Consider the following 3,498-nt stretch of genomic DNA (forward strand, 5'->3'; position numbering starts at 1 on the left):
GTACCGGCCTGATATTCGTTAAAGGCAATCTCGGCGCCGCGGGTCGCGTCGCGCACCGCCGAGTTCAGCACGGTCGACTGCTCGGCCAGGATCCGCAAGCCGGAAAGGTCGTTCTCCACCCCTTCGAACGCCGTCAGCACCGTGCCGCGGTAATTGGCGACCGTCGCGTCGTAAGCGGCCTTCGCAGCGTCCACGTCCGCACTGCGCAAACCGCCGTCGAAGATCGTTTCAGAGGCGCTTGCGCCCAGCGACCAGACGTAGTTGGCCACGTGCAGCAGCCCGGACAACGGCGACTGCGTGAAGCCGTCCAGCGCCGAGAGGGAAATGCTCGGGTAATACGCCGACACGGCCACGCCGATCGCCGCGTTCTGCGCCGCCATCTGACGCTCGGCATTCGCAATGTCGGGCCGGCGTTCAAGCAGCGTCGACGGCACGCCGACCGGAACGGTAGGCTGGGTCGGCATCGTGGTGCTGTGCGCGATGGAGAGCTCCTCCGGATTCTTGCCGACCAGCACGGCAATCGCGTGCGCGAATTGGGCCCGCGCCACCCCGAGTGCGATCAGGCTGGATTGCGCCGTCTCGAGCTGGGTGCGTGCGCTGATCACGTCGGACGGCGGGATGGTGCCCGCCTTGTCCTGGTCGGCGATCACGTCCAGAAAGTGCTGGTACGCCTGGACCGTTTTCTGCAGCAGGTCGATATTGGCGTCACTCACGCGCAACTGGATAATGGCCGTCGCCAGCGCCACCTGCTCGGAGAGCGTCGCATTGGCGAGCGTCGCTTCGCTCGCTTGCGCGGTTGCGGCGTTTTCCTCGATCAGGCGCCTCACCTGACCCCACACGTCAAGCTGCCAACTGACGTTGCCTTCGAGCGAGGCCGAGTTGGCGACTCTCGTCGCGCTGAGGGCCGTGCTGCGCGTCTCGACACTCGAGCTACGTTCCCTGGTGGCCGAACCGGTTACGCCTACGGTCGGAAACAGGCCGGCTCGCGCGACCCGCACTTCGGCCAGAGCCTCCTGATAGTTGGCGTAGTCCTGACGCACGGTCTGGTTGGACACGGACACCAGCGGTTCGAGCTGGTCGATCAGCGGATCGTTGAAGGCGGTCCACCAATCGCCCTTCGGTCCGGCTGCGTCGGGCTCGGCTTGCGTCCAGCCCGGCAGCTCCGCGTAGGTCGCGCTCACATGAACCAGCGGCCGGTGGTAGTCCGGGCCGACCATGCAGCCGCTTGCCAGCAGAGCCAGCGCGACAACGGCTACCGGTCGAAGGGAGCTACAAGGTGTGCAGGAAATCTTCATCTTCATGCCTTCGTATCCGGTTGTCCGGGTTGCTCCGAATCCCGATTCCATGGCAGGTCCCTGGACCACCTGACCAGCTTGAAACGCAAGCGGTCGAGGTAGAGGTAGATCACCGGGGTCGTGTAGAGCGTAAATACTTGACTCAGGATCAGGCCGCCCATCACGGTGATACCGAGCGGCTGACGCAGCGACGCGCCCTGGCCAATGCCGATGGCGAGCGGCACTGCCCCGAGCACAGCCGCGAACGTGGTCATCATGATCGGCCGCAGACGCACCACGGCGGCGCCGTGAATCGCCTCGCGCGCCGGCATGCCTTCGTTGCGCTGCAACTGGATGGCGACATCGACCATCATGATGCCGTTCTTCTTCACGATACCGATCAGCAAGATAATGCCGATCAACGCGATCACCGAGAACGGCGTGCCGAAAATCAGCAGGGCGAGCGTGGCGCCGATACCGGCCGAAGGCAGCGTCGACAAAATGGTGAGCGGGTGAATCGAGCTCTCATAAAGCACCCCGAGCACGATATAGACCACCACCAGCGCGCCGAGGATCAGCAGCGGTATGGTGCCCATCGACTGAGAGTAGGCTTGCGCCGCGCCCGCGAATGCACCGTGGATGCTGGCCGGCATGCCGATTTCGCGCGACGCGTTCTCGATCGCCTCCTGGGCCTTGCTGAGCGAACCGCCGGCCGGGAGGTTGAAGGAGATCGTTGCGGCCACCAGTCCGCTTTGATGGTTGACCTGGGTCGACGTATGGTTGTTGACGTAGCTGGCGAGCGCCGGGAGCGGCACCATCGTCTCAGCCGCAGTACTGTCCGCGCTGCCGCTTGAACTGCCGCCCTTGCTGTTGGAGATGCTGTTGGTGGTCGCATTGGCTTGCGCGTTCGAGTTCAGCGAGTTGGTGTTCGACGAACTCGACACGCTGCTGATCGCACTCGTGGCCGTTACGCCCGCGACCGTGGCGCCCGGCATTTGCGTCTGCTGCGTGCCGGTCGGATTGCCCGCCGCCGTGCTCAGGAAAATCTGGTTGAGCGTCTCGGGATATTGCCAATACTGCGGCGCCACCTCCATCACCACGAAGTACTGATTGAGCGCGTTGTAGATGGTCGATACGGTCCGCTGGCCGAACGCGTCATACAGCACGTTGTCGATCTGATTCGGTGCAAACCCGTAGCGAGCCGCCGTGGCACGGTTGAAATTTACAAAGGTCTGCAAACCATTTTGCTGCAAGTCCGAGTTGACGTCGAGTAACACGCCGCGGTCCTTGTTCAACGCGGCCACGAGCTTCGGCGTCCAGGCAAACAGCGCAGTGGAATCATCGCCTGTCAGCGTGTACTGATATTCGGCGGCCGACTGTCGTCCGCCAATTCGCAAATCCTGCTGTGCCTGCAGGAACAGCCGCGCGCCCGAGACCGCGTTGAGCTTGGGCCGCAGGCGGTTGACCACCTCGGTAGCCGTTGCATGGCGTTCGGCGAGCGGCTTGAGTTCGATAAACACGTTCGCGGTGTTCAGCGCCCGGCCGCCGGTGAAGCCTGCCACCGACGCAACCGCCGGATCTTTCTGCACGATCTCCTGCAACTGGGCGAGCTTCTTTGCCATCGCGGAGAAGGAGATGCTCTGGTCGGCGATGATCTGCCCACCCAGGATGCCAGTGTCCTGCTCCGGAAAGAACGTGGACGGCACCAGCTTGAACAGGAAGACGTTCGCCACGAGCAGCCCGATCAGCAACAGGACAACCAGCAGCGCATGGTCAAGTACGGAGGTAAGCGAGCGGGCGTAGGCGTTCTTGAAGCGTTCGAACTGCGCCTCGACCCACTCCGCCCAGCGGGGCCTGGCATGTCCGGCGTTGTCTCGACTCAGCACGTACGCGCACATGGCCGGCGTGACCGTGAGCGAGACCACGAGCGAAATCAGGATAGCGATGGACAACGTCACCGCGAACTCGTGGAACAGCAAACCGACAATGCCCGGCATCAGCAGGATCGGCAGGAACACCGCGATCAGCGAGAGGCTCATCGAGATCACGGTGAAGCCCACTTCGCCGCTGCCTTTCAGCGCGGCTTCTTTCGGACTCAGGCCCATTTCGAGGTGGCGCGTGATGTTTTCCAGCACCACCACGGCATCGTCCACCACGAAGCCGGTGCCAATAGTCAGCGCCATCAGCGAGAGGTTGTCGATGCTATAGCCGAGCAGGTACATCG

The 3,498-nt window shown here is 63.3% G+C and carries 2 protein-coding genes; both read right to left on the reverse strand.

Annotated features, from left to right (window positions below; genetic code table 11):
- Positions 1–1,301: efflux transporter outer membrane subunit (locus tag WCA53_RS04780; protein ID WP_423906157.1), on the reverse strand; the 1,301-nt coding region annotated here is incomplete at its 3' end.
- A partial coding sequence (locus WCA53_RS04785) for an efflux RND transporter permease subunit (protein WP_423906160.1) occupies positions 1,298–3,498 on the reverse strand: 2,201 nt, incomplete at its 5' end. The genes WCA53_RS04785 and WCA53_RS04780, both read right to left, overlap by 4 nt.

This window comes from Caballeronia sp. (genome assembly GCF_049581465.1).
In the GTDB taxonomy this organism is placed as follows: domain Bacteria; phylum Pseudomonadota; class Gammaproteobacteria; order Burkholderiales; family Burkholderiaceae; genus Caballeronia.